The sequence below is a fragment of the Nostoc parmelioides FACHB-3921 genome (assembly GCF_014696625.1).
GTDB lineage: Bacteria > Cyanobacteriota > Cyanobacteriia > Cyanobacteriales > Nostocaceae > Trichormus > Trichormus parmelioides.
This window is the reverse complement of sequence record NZ_JACJQL010000001.1, coordinates 142,295-162,734: the sequence shown is the minus strand read 5'-3', so window position 1 is coordinate 162,734 and position 20,440 is coordinate 142,295. Positions and strand designations below refer to the sequence as shown.

Here is a 20,440-nt window from a genome sequence, read left to right as displayed (position 1 = left end):
TTTAAAAGAATGTTTTAAACTTTCTTCAACCAGCTAAACATTGCCCGTAAATCTTTACCAACTTCTTCAATTGGGTGTTCAGCTTCTTGACGACGCATTGCAGTAAATCCGGGTTTACCAGATTGGTTTTCTAACACAAATTCCCGTGCAAATTGTCCCGATTGAATTTCGCTGAGAACCTTACGCATTTCGGCTTTGGTTTGTTCGTTGACAATCCGAGGCCCGCGAGTGTAATCACCATATTCAGCAGTGTTAGAAATGCTGTCGCGCATTTTAGCTAGACCGCCTTCTACTACCAAGTCAACAATTAATTTAACTTCGTGTAGACATTCAAAATAAGCTAGTTCTGGTTGATAACCTGCTTCTACCAAGGTTTCAAAACCGGCTTTAATTAAAGCACTCAAACCACCGCATAATACAGCTTGTTCACCGAACAAATCGGTTTCAGTTTCTTCGCGGAAAGTTGTTTCCAAAACACCGCCACGAGTGCCACCGATACCTTTAGCATAGGATAGGGCGCGATCGCGTGCTTTTCCACTAGCATCTTGATAAACAGCAAACAGCGCTGGTACACCTTGACCTTGTTCGTAAGTGCGTCGTACCAAATGCCCAGGGCCTTTGGGTGCTACCATAACTACGTCTACGTTCGCAGGTGGTACGACTTGCCCAAAGTGAATATTAAACCCGTGAGCAAAAGCTAAAGTGTTTCCTTCTTGCAGATTTGGTTCGATTTCGTTTTTGTAAACTGTTTTCTGCACTTCATCGGGTAACAAAATCATGATGAAGTCAGCAACGTTAGCAGCATCCGCCACATTTTTCACTGTTAACCCAGCTGCTTGGGCTTTTTCTGCTGACTTACTACCCGGATATAGCCCCACAATCACGTTCAAACCACTATCTTTTAAATTTAAAGCGTGGGCATGACCTTGAGAACCATAGCCGATAATGGCAATGGTTTTTCCAGCCAAAAGGTCTAAATTGGCATCTTCGTCATAGTACATCCGGGCCATACAAGCATCTCCTGTCAGCAAGCATCATTTATTGGCAAGTCTTTGATTTTACCCCAAATTGTGTTACCACGGGTACAAGTAGTGATTAGTTAACTGTTAACTGTTAACAACGTTATTTACTAAATTTTCTGGACTTCTTCGTTAGTTAGTTTGACATTTACAGCGCTGACTGAATCTTCGATGCTGGAAATTTTGCTTGCACCGGGGATGGGCAAAATTGCCGGGGATTTGGCTCGTAACCAGGCTAATACTATAGAGTATACAGATACGCCTTTGGCTTTGGCTAATTGGGCAATCGCCGGAATATCCTGTAAATCTTGATGGCGGCGACGACCACCAAAGGGACTCCAAGGTAAAAAGGTTAGTTTTTCTTGTTCACAATACTGCAAAACACCATCTTTTTCTGGCTGTCTTTCCCAAGGACTGTACTGATTCTGCACTGAGACAATATCCACCACATCCCGTGCTTGCTTAATTTGTTCCACCGAAAAATTAGAAACTCCCACAAATCGAATCAAACCTGCTTCCACAGCTTCTTTCACAGGTTTCAGGGATTCTGCAATTGTATATTCTGGGTCTGGAGAGTGGTATTGCCAAACATCAATGGGTTTTTCACCACCCAACGCCTCAAAACTGACACGGATAGTTTGACGCAGATGTTCTGGATTCCCGTTGCGTGTCCAACTTTCATTGGGACGCATCAAGCCGCCTTTCGTCGCCACAACCACTTGGCTAGTATCACCCGCATAAGTGCTAAGTGCTTTGTGGATCAGTCTTTCATTGTGGTGCTTATCTGACTCATCCTTACAATAAGAATCGGCGGTGTCAATAAATGTAATCCCTAAATCTAAGGCACGGTGGATAACTTGAATTGAATCTGATTCTGGTGGTCGATTATATATCGACATTGGCATTCCACCCAAACCAATGGCGCTGACAAATACACCTGTGTTTCCTAGCTGTGTAGTTTCCATACTTTTCGCTTAATTTTGATAGCATCACTAACTATCTAATAGCGGGTCAAGCAGTTTTTGACAATTCATCTAGGGTAAGGTAAATCGTCCTCTGTAACCAGGATTAAGGTGATACGCGCCTAAATCAAATATTCTTGCGCCAGTGCTGTCCATAGTCAAGAGTTCAGAGTCAAAGGCTAGCTTGGACTGTGGACTGTGGACTTTTGACAACCTGAGTGCGAAATATACAATTTAAATGCGTAACAACTTATACTTATTTATCTTGATCTCTATTTAATAATTGCTGGATTTAACTGTTGCCATAGTCCCAGGCGTTTATTTTTAGCATTGGCTTCAGCGATGAGGTATTGTGTTTTTGTCTCTTCGCAAATTTCGAGAGATGCTTGATCAACCACAGCGTTACCTTCTGCCACTAAACGCAGATTAACTGAGCGATTATCTAGATACACTTCACCAAAAGCCATATCTTTACTATCTGGTCTGATAACTCTAATTACAACAGGGGTGCGGGATGGTAGTAATTGTCGGAGTTTCTGTTTAGCCGCCAGATGATACTTTTGTTTAGCTGTCTTGGGTATATCAATACAGGCTAGTCTGACTGTAGCCGTTTGCCCAGCATCATTTTTAACTGTAATGGTTTTGCCGTCTACTACACCTACGATGGTAGCCAGTAATAAAATTAGCTCAAGTAAAGCCATGATTTTTTGTATATCAATACTTTGATGGAGCGATTTTTAGTTTATTTGAGTGAGGTAGTCAAGATCATATTGCTTGCAACAACCAAAAGCCAGTGTAAGTCATACCTGAATCATCAGGCTGTACTAATAAAAAATGTAATCCCCGACTTTGTTTTTGACGTTGTTCATAAACTTTTGCGGCCGCCGTTACTTCTGCATCTTCAAAAGTAACTAAAATCCATCTATCCACCAAACCAGCTTCTAATATCAAACCATCAGGCGCACCGGCAATATAATTCAAGGCTACTGGGCGGGTTTGGGCAATCCATCTAGCTAGATTTAGCGATCGCCTACCACCATAAATTACCACACCAGGAATTGCTACTGTTGATGCCAAGCCTAAATTAATTGGTTTGAGGGATTCTGGTAAAGATAAAATAGGAATTGGGCGATCGCTAAACAAATCAACGATGTCACCCGCTTGGATGCTAGCAAAGCGCCACTCATCGCCCCATAAGTTATCTGGTAACGGTGTTGGTGGTGGCTTGTCTATTGCTATGGAATATTGCTTTTCTTGTAACCATTGTTTCAAAGCAGGGGTTTGGCGTTGCGGTTCGACATTAATCCCCAAATTACGTCCAGCCGCCTCAATCAAACTCAAAGACTGGGGGCGAAAAACTTGGATAATATCTGGTAGTTTTTCACCTGCTGCTAATTCAATTTGGGTAGTCAACCAACTAGAATTAGCTTCTGACTGGAGACAAGTTGCCGTATACTCGAAACCACGATTTACATCACAAATTAATAACTCCCACAAGATTTTTCCATCTAAATCTTGCCGAGGACTGCGATAAAAATCTGCTTGCCAAACCAGAGTCATGATCTGCTCTCTTACTCAACGGCTGTCATCACGCCTGCTTCTCAGTATTACCATAAAATTCTTAACTTTACGTTTTGCGTAAAAAATTTTCTGTAGAGACAGCGATTAAACGCGTCTCTACCAAGACTCAGCACGAGCAGAACGCCCTGCTAACACTAACAATAATCCCTACTTACACGGCTTCTGTATTCTTCTCTCCAGTACGAATCCGAATTACTTGTTCTACGGGTGAGATGAATATCTTACCATCACCAATTTCGCCTGTACGAGCAGCAGCAATGATTTTGTCAACAACCATATCAACTTGGTTATCTTCAACTACAATCTCCACCTTCAGTTTTTGCAGAAACTCCACAGTGTACTCAGAGCCACGATAGCGTTCTGTTTGTCCTTTCTGCCGTCCAAAACCCCGGACTTCAGAAACAGTCATACCCACAATACCAGCATTGACTAAAGCGATTTTCACTTCATCTAGCTTAAATGGGCGGATAATAGCTTCTACTTTTTTCATTGTATTGACTCCTAATTTCTAGTAGGTTCGTTTATATATCTAAGCAGATCCAATGTCTGACACTTTCACATTCGCCTTATTTTAAAGACACTTATGAGAATTGCAACTTTTTTTAACCGTATCTGCTCTGTATGAGCAGTTGAGGAATAGAGTTTGAGTTGGGCATATCAAAATGCCATTTTCCGCAAAAACTTTCGATGTAGTCTGTGTAACTTTTACCAACGATTAAATAAAAGCAGCAACGCAAAAACTAATTTTAGATATTTAGCACAAATAAGAACAAACCAAAACGGCAGTCGGAATAAAGAATATACAGCATGGTAGAAACCAAATTGTAAGATCAGCATCTGATGACACAAATTTTCTTTACTTCTACCTCTTGGCTCCTATAACTAACGACTTTGGTGTTCAAATAAAGGGCGGACAATTAAATACCCAGCACCAAAAGCACTCAGCATAATTAACAGGATACAGACAGCTAACCACCAACTGTTAAGTTCTTTAGCCTTTGCATTTGAGGCCGAGAGGGGTTGGTAGACCATTTCCTGCTCTGGTATCAAAACCGTATCTGGTGTAGGAGAGATAATCTGTGTGATGGGTACAGCAAACTCAGCGCGACGGTTCTTGCTGTTTGGGGCTTCAGGAACAACTGGTTGTCGTGAACGCACCGCTTGTGGGCGTGGTTGTGCCTGTATAGATGGGTCAATAGTCGGTTTTTCCATCTCAGGATGAAAACCTGAGACTTTATAATCTACCACTTTTTGCAGATGTAAAAAAGACTGCACGACCTGACTAATTTCATGGCGCAGTATTTGATTTTCTTGCGCTAATTGTTGATTTTTTGCTGTCAGCGCATCTAACTTATCCTGTGTTGCTTTTAATTCAGCCGCCAATTCCCGGTATACGTACAGGGGTACGGAGGAAGAATAGCTTGGAGAATTAGGTTTTGGCTGATTACTGTTAACCGAACCTGTGGTTGTTCGCATCGGTTGTCTGGTATCAAAAATGGATTAATCCGAGTATTCAGAGATGGTATCAAAAGATCATAGCTTCTGAAACTAGCCCAAGAATAGTAGAAAAATGCTCGGAGTGCAAAGATATCTAAATTTACACTTTTGGTCAATGGGTAATAGAACAAACATTGTCAGCTAATGCGCGCTAAAAAAGCATAACTACTAATTGGGACTGTTGACAGTTGACGGTCAACAGCCCCCACGAAAAGTTGTGCAATTTAAAAGCAAAATAGCTTATACAGCGTCTGTACATTTTCCCCCTGCTCCCTTGCCTCTCCTCCTCCCGAATCTCCAATCCCTCTGTACAATGTTGGCAGAAATCAATATTTTACAGAAAACAACCTGAAGGTGATTATGCGTTTACTACATACAATGCTACGGGTGGGTAACCTGGAAGAGTCTTTGAAGTTCTACTGCGATGTCCTGGGTATGAAGTTACTACGGAGAAAGGATTACCCAGGAGGAGAATTTACCTTAGCTTTTATTGGCTACGGTGATGAGAGCGATAACACAGTTATAGAGCTAACCTACAATTGGGGAGTAGATAAGTACGAATTAGGTAATGCCTACGGTCATATTGCCCTTGGTGTAGATGATATTTATGCCACCTGTGAGTCTATTAAAAATCAGGGCGGTAAGGTGGTAAGGGAACCAGGGCCAATGAAGCATGGCTCGACTGTGATTGCTTTTGTCGAAGACCCAGATGGATACAAGATAGAACTAATCCAGTTGAGTAATCAAGGCACAACAGCAAAACAAGATTCATCAGAACAGCTAGTTAAACAGGGTTAGAGAGTAGAGGGAGGGTGACGATTACTGAGTGGGGAGTCAATAAAACTACTACTGATTTTTTCCCTACTTCCTCATCTCCCCCTATCTACCAAACTAAATATTTTTCCCAACACCATATGGCAAAGTAAGCTTATGGCGGTGTTTTCGTTTTAAATTAGGAAATAGGTGGTGGGTTGATAACTCCGATTTTGTTTTCCCGACTGCTACCGTATAAGTAGGCGGATACGTGCTGTGAGTATTGGAATTATTGTTTGGGGAGGGGAATCTAGAACTAAATCAGTGAGGAAGTATCAAAAATCAAGTGTAAAGCTTTTTAGTCTAATTAGCTTTATGAGGAATGCCTCTAGATATAGCAAACATCTAATCTAACTTCCCGCAATAGCTAATAAATTAGCCTTGAATCTCTTTTAATTGTCTTTGTCACTCAATTTATATAGCCAAAATAAAAGTTTTGGAATATTACATTAAAAATCGTAAAGATGCAGCCTACAGATCCTAATAAATTTACTGATAAAGCCTGGGAAGTAATTGTCAAATCTCAGGATATAGTTCGCGCATATCAACAACAACAACTAGACGTTGAACATTTAACTCTTGCTCTGATAGAAGATCCTACTAGTTTAGCTGTGCGGATTTTGGGTCGCGCAGAAATTGACCCGATTCGTTTACAACAGCAATTAGAAGCTTTTACTCAACGTCAACCGAAAGTAGGCAAAAGTGACCAACTTTACCTCGGTCGCAGCTTAGATGTTATGCTCGATCGCGCCGAGGAAATTCGGGAGCGGATGAAGGATGGCTACATCTCTGTAGAACACATACTTTTAGCTTTTGTAGATGATGAACGTGTTGGCAGGAAGATACTCAAAGGCTTTAATGTAGACAGTGCCAAGATAGAAGCGAGTATCAAAGCTGTTCGTGGTAGCCAAAAAGTGACAGACCAAAATCCAGAATCTCGTTATGAAGCCTTACAGAAATTTGGTAGGGATTTGACAGAACAGGCCAAATCTGGAAAATTAGACCCAGTTATTGGACGAGATGACGAAATTCGCCGGGTAATTCAGGTGTTATCTCGTCGGAGCAAAAATAATCCCGTCTTGATTGGTGAACCTGGGGTTGGTAAGACAGCGATCGCCGAAGCTTTGGCACAGCGTATAGTTAATGGAGATGTCCCGGAATCTCTAAAAAACCGTCAATTAATCTCTCTAGATATCGGGAGTTTGATTGCTGGGGCAAAATATCGGGGTGAATTTGAAGACCGATTAAAAGCCGTCCTCCGGGAAGTTACGGAATCCAACGGTAATATTGTATTATTTATTGATGAACTACATACCGTCGTCGGTACTGGCTCCAACCAACAAGGGGCAATGGATGCGGGTAACTTGCTCAAACCCATGCTGGCAAGGGGAGAACTGCGTTGTATTGGGGCGACGACCTTAGATGAGTTTCGCAAGTTCATCGAAAAAGACGCAGCTTTAGAACGGCGTTTTCAACAAGTATACGTAGACCAACCAAGTGTAGAAAATACAATTTCTATCCTGCGCGGGTTGAAGGAACGCTACGAAGTCCACCATAATGTGAAAATCTCCGACTCCGCACTGGTAGCCGCAGCAACTTTATCAGCACGTTATATTGCTGACCGCTTCCTACCAGATAAAGCCATTGATTTAGTCGATGAAGCCGCCGCCCAATTAAAAATGGAGATTACCTCCAAGCCAGCAGACTTGGAAGCCATTGACCGCCGTTTGATGCAGCTAGAAATGGAAAAGCTGTCCTTAGCGGGAGAGGAAAAAGTAGCCGCGCCAACAAAGGAACGTTTAGAACGAATTGAGTTAGAAATCACCAATTTAACTGAGAAACAGCAGGATTTAAACAATCAATGGCAAGGTGAAAAGCAGGTATTAGAAGCCATTAGTCTGTTAAAGAAAGAAGAAGACGCTTTAAGGGTGCAGATTGAGCAAGCAGAACGTGCCTATGATTTGAATAAAGCGGCGCAGTTGAAGTATGGCAAACTGGAAGGAGTACAGCGCGATCGCGAAGCTAAAGAAGCAAAACTCCTAGAACTACAAAGCCAAGGTTCTACCTTGTTGCGCGAACAAGTCACCGAAGCCGACATCGCTGAAATTGTCGCCAAGTGGACAGGTATTCCCGTAAATCGCCTGTTGGAATCAGAACGGCAAAAACTCCTACAACTAGAAAGCCATTTACATCAACGGGTTATCGGCCAGCAAGAAGCAGTAGAAGCGGTCTCCGCCGCCATTCGCCGCGCCCGCGCCGGGATGAAAGACCCCAACCGTCCCATTGGTTCATTCTTATTCATGGGGCCGACAGGTGTTGGTAAAACCGAACTCGCCCGCGCTTTAGCACAGTTTCTCTTTGATTCGGATGATGCTTTAGTGCGCTTAGATATGTCCGAGTATATGGAAAAACACTCAGTCTCCCGCTTAGTTGGCGCGCCTCCTGGTTATGTAGGTTACGAGGAAGGTGGACAACTTTCGGAAGCCGTACGCCGCCATCCTTATTCTGTGGTGTTACTGGATGAAGTGGAGAAAGCCCACCCCGACGTGTTCAATATTTTATTGCAAGTCTTAGATGATGGCAGAATTACTGATTCCCAAGGTAGAACAGTAGATTTCCGCAACACCGTCATTGTCATGACCAGTAACATCGGTAGCGAACATATCTTAGATGTGTCTGGTGATGATTCCAAATATGACACAATGCAGAACCGTGTCATGGATGCCTTGCGATCGCACTTCCGCCCCGAATTTCTCAACCGCGTTGATGATACAATCCTCTTCCATGCCCTCAGTCGTAGCGAAATGAGCCACATCATCCGCATTCAACTCAAACGGGTGGAAAGTCTCCTGAGAGAACAAAAAATCTGCTTTGAAATCTCCACCGCCGCCTGTGATTTCTTAGTAGAAAAAGGCTATGACCCAGTTTACGGCGCACGTCCCCTCAAACGAGCCATCCAGCGAGAAATCGAAAATCCCCTCGCCACCAAGATATTAGAAAACACCTTCATCTCCGGTGACACCATTTACATAGACCAAGGCGAAAATGGTTTAAGTTTTACTAACAAAGCACCTGTAAAAGTTTCAGTAACACAAATCACAACCTAGCTGATTTTACAGAGACGTGCCATCTCCGCGCCTCTTTGCGCTTACCTCCGCGTTTAAATAACAGGTAGGGAAATCCGAATCACCACTTGGGGGCAAACGATCCAGGCAAAAAGCCGCGATCGCTTAAACTATACCTTGAAAATCTTCATTGGTATCACGCTCTTTTATATCCTGGGCATCTACCCATGATCGTAAAAGGCTAAGATGTCTTGACTACACAAATAGTTTCAGATAATAAAATCAAAATCATGCTAGAGCAAGGCACCATCAGTATTCATACTGAGAATATTTTCCCAATTATCAAAAAGTCTCTCTACTCAGACCATCAAATTTTCCTGCGGGAACTAGTATCTAACGCTGTAGATGCCATCCAAAAGCTGAAAATGGTATCTCGTGCTGGAGAATATACGGGAGTAGTCGAAGAACCAGAAATTCAACTCGCCATCGACAAAGATAAAAAAACCCTGTCCATCACCGATAACGGTATCGGGATGACAGCAGAGGAAGTCAAAAAATATATTAATCAGGTCGCTTTTTCCAGTGCCGAAGAGTTTATTCATAAATATGAGGGAAAATCAGACCAGCCAATCATCGGTCACTTTGGTCTGGGCTTCTATTCCTCCTTTATGGTGGCGCAGAAGGTAGAAATTGATACCCTGTCCTATCAAGAAGGCGCGCAAGCTGTTCACTGGAGTTGTGATGGTTCCCCAGCATTCACCTTAGAAGAGTCACCCCGCACCACTCGCGGTACTACCATCACTTTGACTCTGTTACCCGATGAAGAAGAATATTTAGAATCTGCACGGGTGAAAAATCTGGTCAAGACTTATTGTGACTTCATGCCAGTACCCATCAAACTGGATGGTGAAGTATTAAACAAGCAAAAAGCACCTTGGCGGGAATCTCCCAGTAACCTAACAAAAGAAGAATATTTAGAATTTTACCGCTATCTCTATCCTTTTCAAGAAGAACCCTTACTCTGGGTACATTTGAACACCGACTATCCCTTTATTATCAACGGGATTCTCTATTTCCCCAAAATGCGCCCCGATGTGGACGTTACCAAAGGACAAATCAAATTATTCTGCAATCAAGTTTTCGTCAGCGATAACTGCGAAGAAATTATTCCCCAGTTCCTCGTACCCATGCGGGGTGTCATCGATAGTACCGATATTCCCCTCAATGTATCACGTAGTGCCTTACAAGGCGATCGCACAGTCCGCAAAATCGGCGATTATATAGCCAAAAAAGTAGGCGACAGACTCAAAGAACTGTACCGCGACGACCGTGAACAATACATCAGCGCCTGGAAAGACTTAAGCACCTTTGTCAAATTTGGTGTTCTCAACGACGAGAAATTCAAAAAGCAAGTTGAAGATATCATTATTTTCCGCACCACCTTTAAATCAGCACCACTAGCCGAAACTCCAGCCGTTGAAGTACAGTCCCAAGAAGGTGATGTTTGGCAAGATGTCACCCCTACTTCCGACTCCCCCACACCAGGTTTACCATACACAACCCTAAAAGAATACTTAGAACGCAACAAAGAACGCCACGAAAATCGCGTCTTCTACAGCACCGATGAAGCAACCCAAGCCACGTATATCGAACTACATAAAAACCAAGGCTTGGAAGTGCTGTTCCTTGATTCCTTCATCGACACCCACTTTATCAACTTCCTAGAGCGGGAATATCAAGATGTCAAATTTACGCGGGTAGACTCCGACTTAGATAATACCTTACTCGAACAAGACAAAACTGGAGAAATTGTTGACCCCACAACAAATAAAACCAAGAGTGAGGTAATCAAAGAGTTATTTGAAAAATCCCTGAACAAACCTAAAGTCAACATTCGCACAGAAGCACTCAAGTCTGATGATCCTCAAGGTACACCACCGGCGATCGTTCTCTTACCAGAATTTCTCCGCCGCATGAGAGAAATGACCGCCATGATGCAGCAGCAAAATACCGAGTTTCCCGAAGACCACATTTTACTAGTGAATACAGCCCATCCCCTCATTCAAAACTTGGTAAATCTCAACCAAGGCGCAATTATCCAAGGCGACGGACAATCATCAACCAATCCCCTAGTAAACTTAATCTGCCAACACGTTTATGATTTGGCACTGATGTCTCAAAAAGGGTTTGACGCAGACGGAATGAAATCTTTTGTGGAACGTTCCAATGAAGTACTGACCAAGCTGACACAACAAACCAAAAATTAGCAACCCATCTTGTAACAAGTACTTCAAGGCTTTTGTAGCGTGCGTTATGGACGTTAGTCCTAACGCACTTAATGTCTATAATGGCGTGGAAGAAAGCATCATAAAACACTCTACACAAATTTATTTTCCAAGACGAATTTAGAATTTTAAATCAATGTAACCCCAATATTCGTCCTAGAGCTTCTAAAATAGAAAGGCTGTACTTAAATAGTAATCTGGAGATACAACATAATGTCTCGTCGATGTGATCTAACCGGTAAAAAGGCAAATAACGCTTTTGCTGTTTCCCACTCCCACCGTCGCACCAAACGCTTACAACAAGCAAACCTGCAAAGCAAGCGCGTTTGGTGGCCAAGCGGTAACCGTTGGGTAAAACTAAAGCTATCCACCAAAGCCATTAAGACCTTAGAAGTCAAAGGTTTAGAAGCAATGGCAAAAGAAGCTGGGATTAACCTCAACCATTACTAAACTTTTCATAATAGGTTGCGAATCCGCTAATTTTATTTTCTGGTTAATTTCCGTATCTTCAGAAAATACCTAATTAAAATTGCCCTTGGTGCTACATCTTCTGCCTCAAAGACCTATGTGGGTGAATCATCAACCCACATGGTCTGAAGATGACAAAGCACCTACTTAGCCTCAATGCCCTTGCTTACGAGTATTTTTTACTCAAAACTCGCCAAAAATTTTTGTGGCATTTTGGCAACTAAGATTGTGTTGTAACGGTTTAAATAAGATCACAAGAGGGTCACGGGATAGTAGAACTTCAACTAAGGGATAAATGTTACCTAAAATAACCCTTAGGATGCCCACCCTATCGCCAGTTGTTGATGAGGTGCTGTAGATTAACGCTACATAGATAGAAAGTAAAATCTCAGCACTAAATCTCCGCTTCACTACAACTGGCTAAAAATCCACCAGATAATATATAGCCGTAGCCAGATAGATTAGGACATCAAGCTAAGATAAAATCCTGACAATAAAAGGCTTTCAAGTCTGTCAACAGATAACAGTCAACCGTCAACAGCTATATAAGTAGCCATTTCTATTTGATACTGGCAAAAATTCAATACACTTGAGGGTTTGTACTCAAGACTTACTACGCCACACTTTTTGAACAGTGAATGTGACTGTAATTCACTGAACTCAGTATATTTATTTACTGCCAAGTGCCGAAGAGCAAAATAGAATATAAAGAAACACTAAGCAAGCAAACCTATGTGGTCTTCACAGGGCAAACCAGCTGACACCGGAGCCAATGGACAACAATTGCTCAACACAAATCCAACCAATTGGGAGCAGGAGTCCGAACGAGAGCAAATATTCCAGCTAATTGATAGCATCTTGCCCTTTGAGGTTTGCCTCTACCACCAGATTTTGCCTTTAAGGTGCCAAAGCGATCGCTTATTACTAGGTATGGTGAATCTAGGAGATAGCGCCGCTTTCGATTACGTAAATCGCATTGTGTCATATATTAACAGCACAATAGAAACTCAAGAAATCGCTGCTGACATTCATCGCGCAATACTTTCCGCTTACCTCAACTATAAAAATACATCCACTCCAGAGGTAAAGCCAGCAAAAAAACCAGAAGCTGATGAGATTTCAGCCGAGAGTGTGGACACCACACTTAATCTACCTAACGCCACAATCCCCTCACCAGAAGTACAGCCCTTACATCAATCTTTTGAGTCATTAATAGAGGTTTCTGTGCCTGCCGACTCAGAGAAGGATTCTCGAACTACCAATTATTCTCCACAAATCAGTGTTCAACAAGAATCGCCAATGCCTCTGCTAAGTGATGTCACTGTTTTACAAGTGCAAGCTCCAGAACTATTCAGCCCTATTGAATCGTTGCTCAATTTACCCTCTAGAAAGCTATTAGAGGAATTACTGGGACGAGTTTTAGGTGGGGGGATTGGTCGCTTATATCTGGAAAGACAACCATATAAAGGAAGAATTATTTGGAGTGACAATGGAGTCTTACAGTCTGTATTGGAAAACTTACCTCTCTCTGTTTTTCAAGGCGTACTTAATGAATTAAAGCGTTTTGCAGGTTTTCCTATTAGCAGACTCGCAGAACCACAACAGATAGAGAAGGAATGCCAATACCAAAACAATAGTTTATTATTACGCATACGTGTAATGCCAGGAATAAATGGCGAAGAGGCCACACTACAAGTACTAAGGGGGGCAGCTCTAAAATTTTATCAGCAGCAGCAATTAGATCGTCTGAGTCGAGATGCAATAGGAATTTCTCAACAACTCAACTATAAGTTACATGAATTACATCAGCGATTACTGCTGAATCCTCACCTTAAAGCCGAGCAATCAGAGGCTTTATCTACCCTCACTCGAATAATTGAAAGCTTAGACCAAAAAGTTAAAATACTGACGGCAAATAATCAATGACTATCAGACAGAGAATCATCGTGCTGTCAGTAAAACCTCTGATTTCGATCTTTACCATAATTGTTATGTTGTAATGACCAATCAGACTATTTTTTACAGAGCTGCTGGTTAACAATTGTCTCATTAAGCAGTGATGATGTTTATGGGGTTGGTCATCAGGAATGGTAAATAACAATTACCCTTCAGACTTTCTTATGAGACGCTCCGCCGACGAGCAGTGTCTCTTAAGGAACGTTATGAACGCTTAAATTCATAAATTCATGGCGGAAATCCATTAGTTATTATTACTTGTGTCCAAAACAAAATTACTATGGCGGCTTGTTTAATATAGATTCTATGTTGCGAGAAATGACTTTTCAAGTCCCACTAACTTTTTTTTCATCTATGGCTATATTTTGACTTTAAAACTTATAGTAGATGTCTTAATTCTCAAATAACAAATTCATTTTTAGTAGATATTTCATGCAAACTGAGGTTTTTAGTGATATTTTTCCCTTATTGAGTACAGCCAATCCACAAACCTTAGAATGGCTACTCAATATTGCAATTGATCATGAATATCCCACTGGTAGAGCGGTTTTAATGGAAGATGCTTGGGGTAATGCCGTTTATTTCGTTGTATCTGGATGGGTAAAAGTCCGGCGTACCTGCGGGGATGATTCTGTAGCTTTAGCAATTTTAGGAAGGGGTGATTTTTTTGGAGAAATGGCGATTTTAGATGAATCTCCCCGCTCAACAGATGTAATTGCTCTTTCACCAGTCAAGTTACTCAGTATTTCTAGGGAACGTTTTATTCAAATTTTATTTAAAGACCCGCAATTGCATCATAGAATGCTGCAATTAATGGTGCGACGATTACGACAAATTAACCAACGGTTACAAATCCGTTCTTCACCACCTGCTGTGAAATTAGCCCATACCTTAGTTAGTTTAGGTGAGAGCTACGGTCAAGAATCACCACAAGGTAGGGAAATTTTTAATATCCCTTTTAAGGACTTAGCAGAGGTTACAGAAATCGGTGTTGAAGAAACTAGCAAAATTATGGATAAATTACACGATAAAGGGTGGATAAAAATTGACAGTGCTAATAATATTATCTATTTGATCAATTTTAAACAATTGCTGAATTTAGCTGGGAAAGTCTAATAAAAGCATCGTTGTTTAAACTGTTGTTTTAGTTTTTATTCAGCACTAAAACGCCTGATATTTGAGGGCTAATGTCCTCACAGAATCATATTAAACAAACAATACAAGCGTATTTATACTTGTAAATTTAATCTAATGGATACTATGTTCCTTTGATCTACTGTTATAACTAAAGCGCGGAACGGCTTTAAGTATTGGAGCTTAGAGAAAAGTATTCTGGCTTCTGCCTACTGAATTATTATGTAAATATTAAATTTTGAGTATACGTTAACGAAGTTTAACGTAACATAATTGAATGTCATGTTTATTTGATAAATAACCTCTGAGAAATGTATTTTTCATGCTATAGCAAGTCTGCGCTAAAAGCGTAAAGTCCAGCAATTGCAAGCTCTGGAGACTTTTTTTTTAGTAGACTGAGTAATGTTGCCTGTGTCATAGCTCATAGCATTAATGCACCTCTAAATGCTGAGTCTGCATTGCTTAACTATTGACTATTGACCAGTAACTATTAACTATTAACTATGTATGGATTGACTTTTGACTCAGAACTATCACTCTTAACTACAGATGACTGAAGCGACAGCACCTCGTATCGATATTGGCGTTCAGGACACCGTGCCGACGATTAATTATTTGGTGGCAATGCCCCAACCAGAGACGCATCTATTTGAGGTGAGTTTGCAAATCGTAAACTATTCATCACCAATTCTTGACTTAAGAATGCCGGTGTGGACACCAGGATCATATTTGGTGCGAGAGTACGCCAAGAATTTACAAGATTTTACTGCTTTTGCAGGAGATAAGATTTTACCTTGGCGGAAAATCAGTAAAAACCACTGGCAAATCAATAAAGGTGATGTGTCAGAAGTAACGGTGCGTTACCGCATTTTTGCAAACGAACTATCAGTGCGGACAAATCATTTAGATGCTACCCACGGTTATTTTAATGGGGCAGCACTGTTTTTTAGACTACCAGGATGGGAAAACTTACCAATTTGTGTGACTGTCATACCACCGTATCCCCAATGGCGGGTAACTACTCCTTTACCTACAATTGGTGAGCAATCTAATACTTTTTATGCTGCTGATTTTGATACCCTTGTAGATAGTCCTTTTGAGATTGGTGAACACCAGTTATATCAGTTTGAGGTGTTAGGAAAACCTCATGAATTGGCAATCTGGGGACAAGGAAATTGTCAAGTGCAGCAGCTAATTAGCGATACCCAAAAAATTATCCAAGTAGAAGCACAGATGTTTGGCGGATTGCCTTATGAGCGATACGTCTTTTTGCTGCATTTATTTGCTCAAGCCTACGGTGGTTTGGAGCATAAAAATAGCTGTTCTTTGATTTATCAGCGTTTTGGCTTTCGCTCCCAAGATAAGTATGAACGCTTCATTCAATTACTAGCGCATGAGTTCTTCCATCTATGGAATGTTAAGCGAATTCGTCCCCAAGCCTTAGAGGTATTTAACTACGACCAAGAAAATTACACACCATCTTTGTGGTTCTGCGAGGGAACTACCAGTTATTACGATCTACTAATTCCTTTACGAGCAGGCATTTATGATGCCAAGACTTATTTAAATTATTGGAGTAAGGAGATCAGTAGGTTACTTACAACACCAGGGCGGAAAGTACAAACACTTTCTGAGTCGAGTTTCGATGCTTGGATTAAACTTTATCGCCCAGATACAAATACCGGTAATTCGCAAGTCTCCTATTATTTGAAGGGGGAAATGATATCTTTGCTACTAGATTTGCTGATTAGAGCGCGGTATCGTAATCAGCGATCGCTTGATGATGTGATGCGTCAAATGTGGCAAAAATTTGGTCAAGCTGAAATCGGCTACACTCCAGAACAATTACAGGCGGTGATCGAATCAGTGGCTGGAGTCGATTTGACGGATTTCTTCGCACGCTATATTGATGGCACGGAAGAATTGCCCTTCAATCAGTACTTAGAACCTTTTGGCTTGCATTTGCTAGCAGAGAGAGAAGAAGAACCTTACTTAGGGGTGAAAGTAAACACGGAAAATGGTCGGGAGATGATTAAATTTGTTGAGGTTGGTTCGCCTGCACAAATGGCAGGAATTGACGCAGGTGATGAGTTGCTGGCTATTGCGGGTATCAAGATCACAGCCCATCAATTGAGCGATCGCCTTAAAGATTATCAAGCCAACGATACTATCCAGGTAACAGTTTTTCACCAAGATGAGCTGCGTACTTATCCTGTAACGCTAGGGACGCCACGTCCTACTAAGTATCAGCTACTGGCGATACAGAATCCTAACACGACGCAGCAAGAAAACTTTGCCGCGTGGCTGGGTGCTGCCATCTCTACCGTTATTTGATAACCATAGCCAAATAACTCTTTTGTGTTCCCCGTAGTTCACAGTCAGGTGCGGAAAGAAACAACCTATACAAGTGGGGGAGATTAGTCCAGTTATGGCAGATAACTCTCCCTCATACCCTTTACAGATTCGCTGACAATTTCATACTCAAAAAAATATTACGTAATACTTAAAAAAGTAAACGCACCTTGTCAATACAGCCAAAGTGCGTTAATTAGAATCAGTTTCTTGATATTGGAAATCAACCCAACAATGAAAACTAGACAAAAAACAAATTGTAAATCATACCTCCTGTCTTTTGCCCTCTGCCTTCTTAAACATCCCGCTCGCTTAATTCACGAGTAATATGGTCAAATGGCTCCTCAACAAAAGCGGTGTTGGCAATACCTACACCTGCAACTTGTTCCTTGACCAAATCCTTGAGAATTTGTACACCGCGAACTGTAGGGCCAATGGGTACACCCAAAGAATTGTAAGTTTCCCGCAAGCCTTGCAGCACCCGTTCATCTAAAACATTGGTATTACCAGCAACCAGCGCATAAGTAGCGTAGCGCAAGTAGTAATCCATATCCCGTAAACAAGCCGCTAAACGACGAGTTGTGTAGGCATTACCACCGGGGCGAATTAACTCTGGCAACTCTTCAAACAACTTAGAACCTGCTTGCTTGACCAGTGCAGCTGCATTGGAGTTAATCGCGGCGGCTGCTTGGACACGAGCCGTACCACTATCAAAATAATCTTTGAGGGTATCGATCGCATTTCGGTCAAAATACCGACCAGCTACGTCATAATTCTTAATTAAGCTTGTTACTGCATCGCGCATTCCTTCTTCTCCCAATCTTTGCTATCTATGGTTTGATATTAATTTGGTTGCACTACGCACCAGTAAATTTTTGTGCTATTAAAAATAGATTCGGCACAAAAACAATCTATCTGTTACTTAAGGATTTTATGTCAAAGTTGACCCCTATGAGATTAACTTTCTCCCTTTTGTGCAGATGTCGAAAGAAAGGTTAATATTACCTGTAATCCAGACGTTCTGTAACAAAGACTACAAAACCATCTAATGTTTAGAATCTAGGATATTTCAGGTGTGTCATCAACTTTGTTCCGCTCAGTAGGGTTTAGATGCTTTGGCAGATTCTGGTTTGAATTTAAGAAATTGGCAGAGAAGGAGTAACAATGACAACCTCACAAGAAGTCTTGAAGAGAATTCAAGATGAAAAAATTGAGCTGATTGACCTCAAGTTCATCGACACCGTAGGTACTTGGCAACACCTCACCTTGTACCAAAACCAAATCGATGAAAGCTCCTTCACCGATGGCGTACCTTTTGACGGTTCCAGCATCCGGGGTTGGAAAGCAATCAACGAGTCAGACATGACAATGGTTCTCGACCCTAACACTGCTTGGATCGACCCATTCATGGAAGTACCAACCCTAAGTATTGTTTGTAGCATCAAAGAACCACGTACAGGAGAATGGTACAACCGTTGTCCACGGGTTATTGCTCAAAAAGCAGTTGATTATTTGGTTGCCACTGGCATTGGTGATACAGCATTTTTTGGCCCTGAAGCTGAATTTTTTATCTTCGATAGCGCCCGCTTTGCCCAAACCGCTAACGAAGGTTACTACTTCCTCGACTCTGTAGAGGGTGCTTGGAATTCTGGTAAAGAAGGTACAGCAGACAAACCCAACTTGGCTTACAAACCACGTTTTAAAGAGGGTTATTTCCCTGTTTCCCCCACAGATTCTTTCCAAGACATCCGCACAGAAATGCTGTTGACGATGGCGAAATTAGGCGTACCCATCGAAAAACATCACCACGAAGTTGCTACTGGTGGTCAGTGCGAACTTGGTTTCCGCTTCGGTAAGTTAATCGAAGCTGCTGACTGGCTGATGATTTACAAATATGTCATCAAGAACGTTGCCAAAAAATATGGCAAAACCGTCACCTTCATGCCAAAACCAATTTTTGGCGATAACGGTTCTGGTATGCACTGTCACCAATCTATCTGGAAGGATGGTAAACCCCTCTTTGCAGGTGACCAGTATGCTGGTTTAAGTGAAATGGGACTGTACTACATTGGTGGTCTTCTCAAGCACGCCCCAGCACTGTTGGCAATCACCAACCCCAGCACCAACTCCTACAAACGCCTAGTTCCCGGTTATGAAGCGCCAGTTAACTTGGCTTACTCCCAAGGTAACCGTTCTGCTTCCATCCGGATTCCTTTGTCTGGCACTAACCCCAAAGCCAAGCGTTTAGAGTTCCGTTGTCCAGATGCTACCTCTAACCCTTATTTGGCATTTGCTGCCATGCTGTGCGCTGGTATCGATGGTATCAAGAACAAAATTCATCCTGGTGAGCCATTAGATAAAAATATCTATGAACTTTCTCCAGAAGAATTGGCAAAGGTTCCTTCCACACCCGGTTCTTTAGAGCTAGCATTGGAAGCACTAGAAAACGACCACGCTTTCTTAACAGATACAGGCGTGTTCACCGAAGACTTTATCCAAAACTGGATTGACTACAAACTCGCTAACGAAGTTAAACAGATGCAATTGCGTCCTCATCCTTATGAGTTCTCTATCTATTACGACGTTTAATTAACACCTGTTAGCAATTTACATCTGAAAATCCAAATTTTGCCACCCATAAGGGTGGTTTTTTTGTCTTCTGTAAAAATTATGTATAAGTATAGTAGTAGCCAGATAGATTAGGACATCAAGCTAAGATCAAACCCCGACAACACAATGCTTTCAAGTCCGTCAACCTTCAACCGCTATACATTAGGGGAAGCAACTCATCGTTGAAGTTACTTCCTCTAATAACAACCATGACTTAAACATGAGTAAAACTTAGCTCATCGAAGCATTACTACGACCATAAATTGTGCGGGTGGTGGGATCGATCTTTCCTTGAGTGGGGTTCCAATAGTGGGACAGTTCTTCAGCAGGAAGACCGAGTTCTTGTGCGGAACGCATCAGCATGGATTGTTGACGATTCTTCACTTGCTGATATTGGCGCATCATAATGGCACGAGATTTTTCTTGAATAGACATACAGTCCTCCTAGTGATATTAATTGGATTTGACCCTTCACATATTCAATATAGCTAAAATTCTGTATCTTATGCTACGGAATTGAGATTTTGTTATAAATTGTAATATTTATGTAATTGCACTTACTATTTTTTTCAGCAATAGAACACTGCAAAAGATGTCTTTCCCAAGTATGATGATTTATTTGTTACATTTATTTACGTTGTTCTCATGCTGGGCGATATTTGCTAATGCAGCTATTGAGAACAACTCAATTACTATTC

16 protein-coding genes are annotated in these 20,440 nt (G+C 41.6%); 8 read left to right on the top strand and 8 right to left on the bottom strand.

The annotated features are described in order from the left end of the window. Positions 1 to 14 precede the first annotated feature (14 nt). The 6 genes from ilvC to H6G14_RS00610 all read right to left on the bottom strand — a co-directional run bounded on the left by ilvC (position 15) and on the right by H6G14_RS00610 (position 5,038). Positions 15 to 1,010, bottom strand: a complete 996-nt coding sequence (gene ilvC / locus H6G14_RS00635) for a ketol-acid reductoisomerase (protein WP_011317028.1) — start codon at positions 1,008 to 1,010, stop codon at positions 15 to 17. Positions 1,011 to 1,129: 119 nt separating this feature from the next. Next, positions 1,130 to 1,984 (bottom strand): aldo/keto reductase, encoded by an 855-nt coding sequence (locus H6G14_RS00630; RefSeq protein ID WP_190565224.1) that lies wholly within the window; start codon positions 1,982 to 1,984, stop codon positions 1,130 to 1,132. Between the two features lie 269 nt (positions 1,985 to 2,253). Next, positions 2,254 to 2,682, bottom strand: coding sequence for a thermonuclease family protein (locus H6G14_RS00625; protein ID WP_190565223.1), 429 nt, complete (start codon positions 2,680 to 2,682; stop codon positions 2,254 to 2,256). 64 nt (positions 2,683 to 2,746) lie between these two features. Further along, complete coding sequence (locus H6G14_RS00620; protein WP_190565222.1) at positions 2,747 to 3,541, bottom strand: Tab2/Atab2 family RNA-binding protein; 795 nt, start codon at positions 3,539 to 3,541, stop codon at positions 2,747 to 2,749. Positions 3,542 to 3,713: 172 nt separating this feature from the next. Further along, positions 3,714 to 4,052: a P-II family nitrogen regulator gene (locus H6G14_RS00615; protein ID WP_010996475.1), complete on the bottom strand. Its 339-nt coding sequence runs from the start codon at positions 4,050 to 4,052 to the stop codon at positions 3,714 to 3,716. A 392-nt stretch (positions 4,053 to 4,444) separates the two neighbouring features. Continuing rightward, positions 4,445 to 5,038: a hypothetical protein gene (locus H6G14_RS00610; RefSeq protein ID WP_190565221.1), complete on the bottom strand. Its 594-nt coding sequence runs from the start codon at positions 5,036 to 5,038 to the stop codon at positions 4,445 to 4,447. A gap of 381 nt (positions 5,039 to 5,419) precedes the next feature. Between H6G14_RS00610 and gloA the strand changes: the two genes are divergently transcribed. From gloA to H6G14_RS00575, 7 genes are all read left to right on the top strand, one after another. Then, on the top strand, positions 5,420 to 5,857 hold the full coding sequence (gene gloA / locus H6G14_RS00605) for a lactoylglutathione lyase (RefSeq protein WP_190565220.1): 438 nt from the start codon (positions 5,420 to 5,422) through the stop codon (positions 5,855 to 5,857). 479 nt (positions 5,858 to 6,336) lie between these two features. Continuing rightward, positions 6,337 to 8,979, top strand: a complete 2,643-nt coding sequence (gene clpB / locus H6G14_RS00600) for an ATP-dependent chaperone ClpB (protein WP_190565219.1) — start codon at positions 6,337 to 6,339, stop codon at positions 8,977 to 8,979. A gap of 248 nt (positions 8,980 to 9,227) precedes the next feature. Further along, positions 9,228 to 11,204: a molecular chaperone HtpG gene (htpG, locus tag H6G14_RS00595; RefSeq protein WP_190565218.1), complete on the top strand. Its 1,977-nt coding sequence runs from the start codon at positions 9,228 to 9,230 to the stop codon at positions 11,202 to 11,204. 231 nt (positions 11,205 to 11,435) lie between these two features. After that, entirely contained in the window at positions 11,436 to 11,672 is a 237-nt protein-coding gene (rpmB, locus tag H6G14_RS00590) for a 50S ribosomal protein L28 (RefSeq protein WP_011317036.1), read from the top strand. A gap of 750 nt (positions 11,673 to 12,422) precedes the next feature. Continuing rightward, the gene (locus H6G14_RS00585; RefSeq protein WP_190565217.1) at positions 12,423 to 13,616 is read left to right on the top strand and encodes a pilus assembly protein PilB; all 1,194 of its coding nucleotides are present in this window, start codon (positions 12,423 to 12,425) and stop codon (positions 13,614 to 13,616) included. A 462-nt stretch (positions 13,617 to 14,078) separates the two neighbouring features. Further along, on the top strand, positions 14,079 to 14,762 hold the full coding sequence (locus tag H6G14_RS00580) for a Crp/Fnr family transcriptional regulator (protein WP_190565216.1): 684 nt from the start codon (positions 14,079 to 14,081) through the stop codon (positions 14,760 to 14,762). A gap of 567 nt (positions 14,763 to 15,329) precedes the next feature. Beyond that, on the top strand, positions 15,330 to 17,114 hold the full coding sequence (locus tag H6G14_RS00575) for a M61 family metallopeptidase (protein ID WP_190565215.1): 1,785 nt from the start codon (positions 15,330 to 15,332) through the stop codon (positions 17,112 to 17,114). A 313-nt stretch (positions 17,115 to 17,427) separates the two neighbouring features. Here H6G14_RS00575 and apcB read toward each other — a convergent pair whose 3' ends face one another. Then, positions 17,428 to 17,937, bottom strand: a complete 510-nt coding sequence (gene apcB, locus H6G14_RS00570) for an allophycocyanin subunit beta (RefSeq protein WP_190565214.1) — start codon at positions 17,935 to 17,937, stop codon at positions 17,428 to 17,430. Between the two features lie 359 nt (positions 17,938 to 18,296). Between apcB and glnA the strand changes: the two genes are divergently transcribed. Beyond that, the gene (gene glnA, locus H6G14_RS00565; protein WP_011317041.1) at positions 18,297 to 19,721 is read left to right on the top strand and encodes a type I glutamate--ammonia ligase; all 1,425 of its coding nucleotides are present in this window, start codon (positions 18,297 to 18,299) and stop codon (positions 19,719 to 19,721) included. A 252-nt stretch (positions 19,722 to 19,973) separates the two neighbouring features. On the opposite strand, the gene gifA is transcribed toward glnA, so the two are convergent. After that, complete coding sequence (gene gifA, locus H6G14_RS00560; protein ID WP_010996485.1) at positions 19,974 to 20,177, bottom strand: glutamine synthetase inactivation factor IF7A; 204 nt, start codon at positions 20,175 to 20,177, stop codon at positions 19,974 to 19,976. Positions 20,178 to 20,440: the final 263 nt, after the last annotated feature.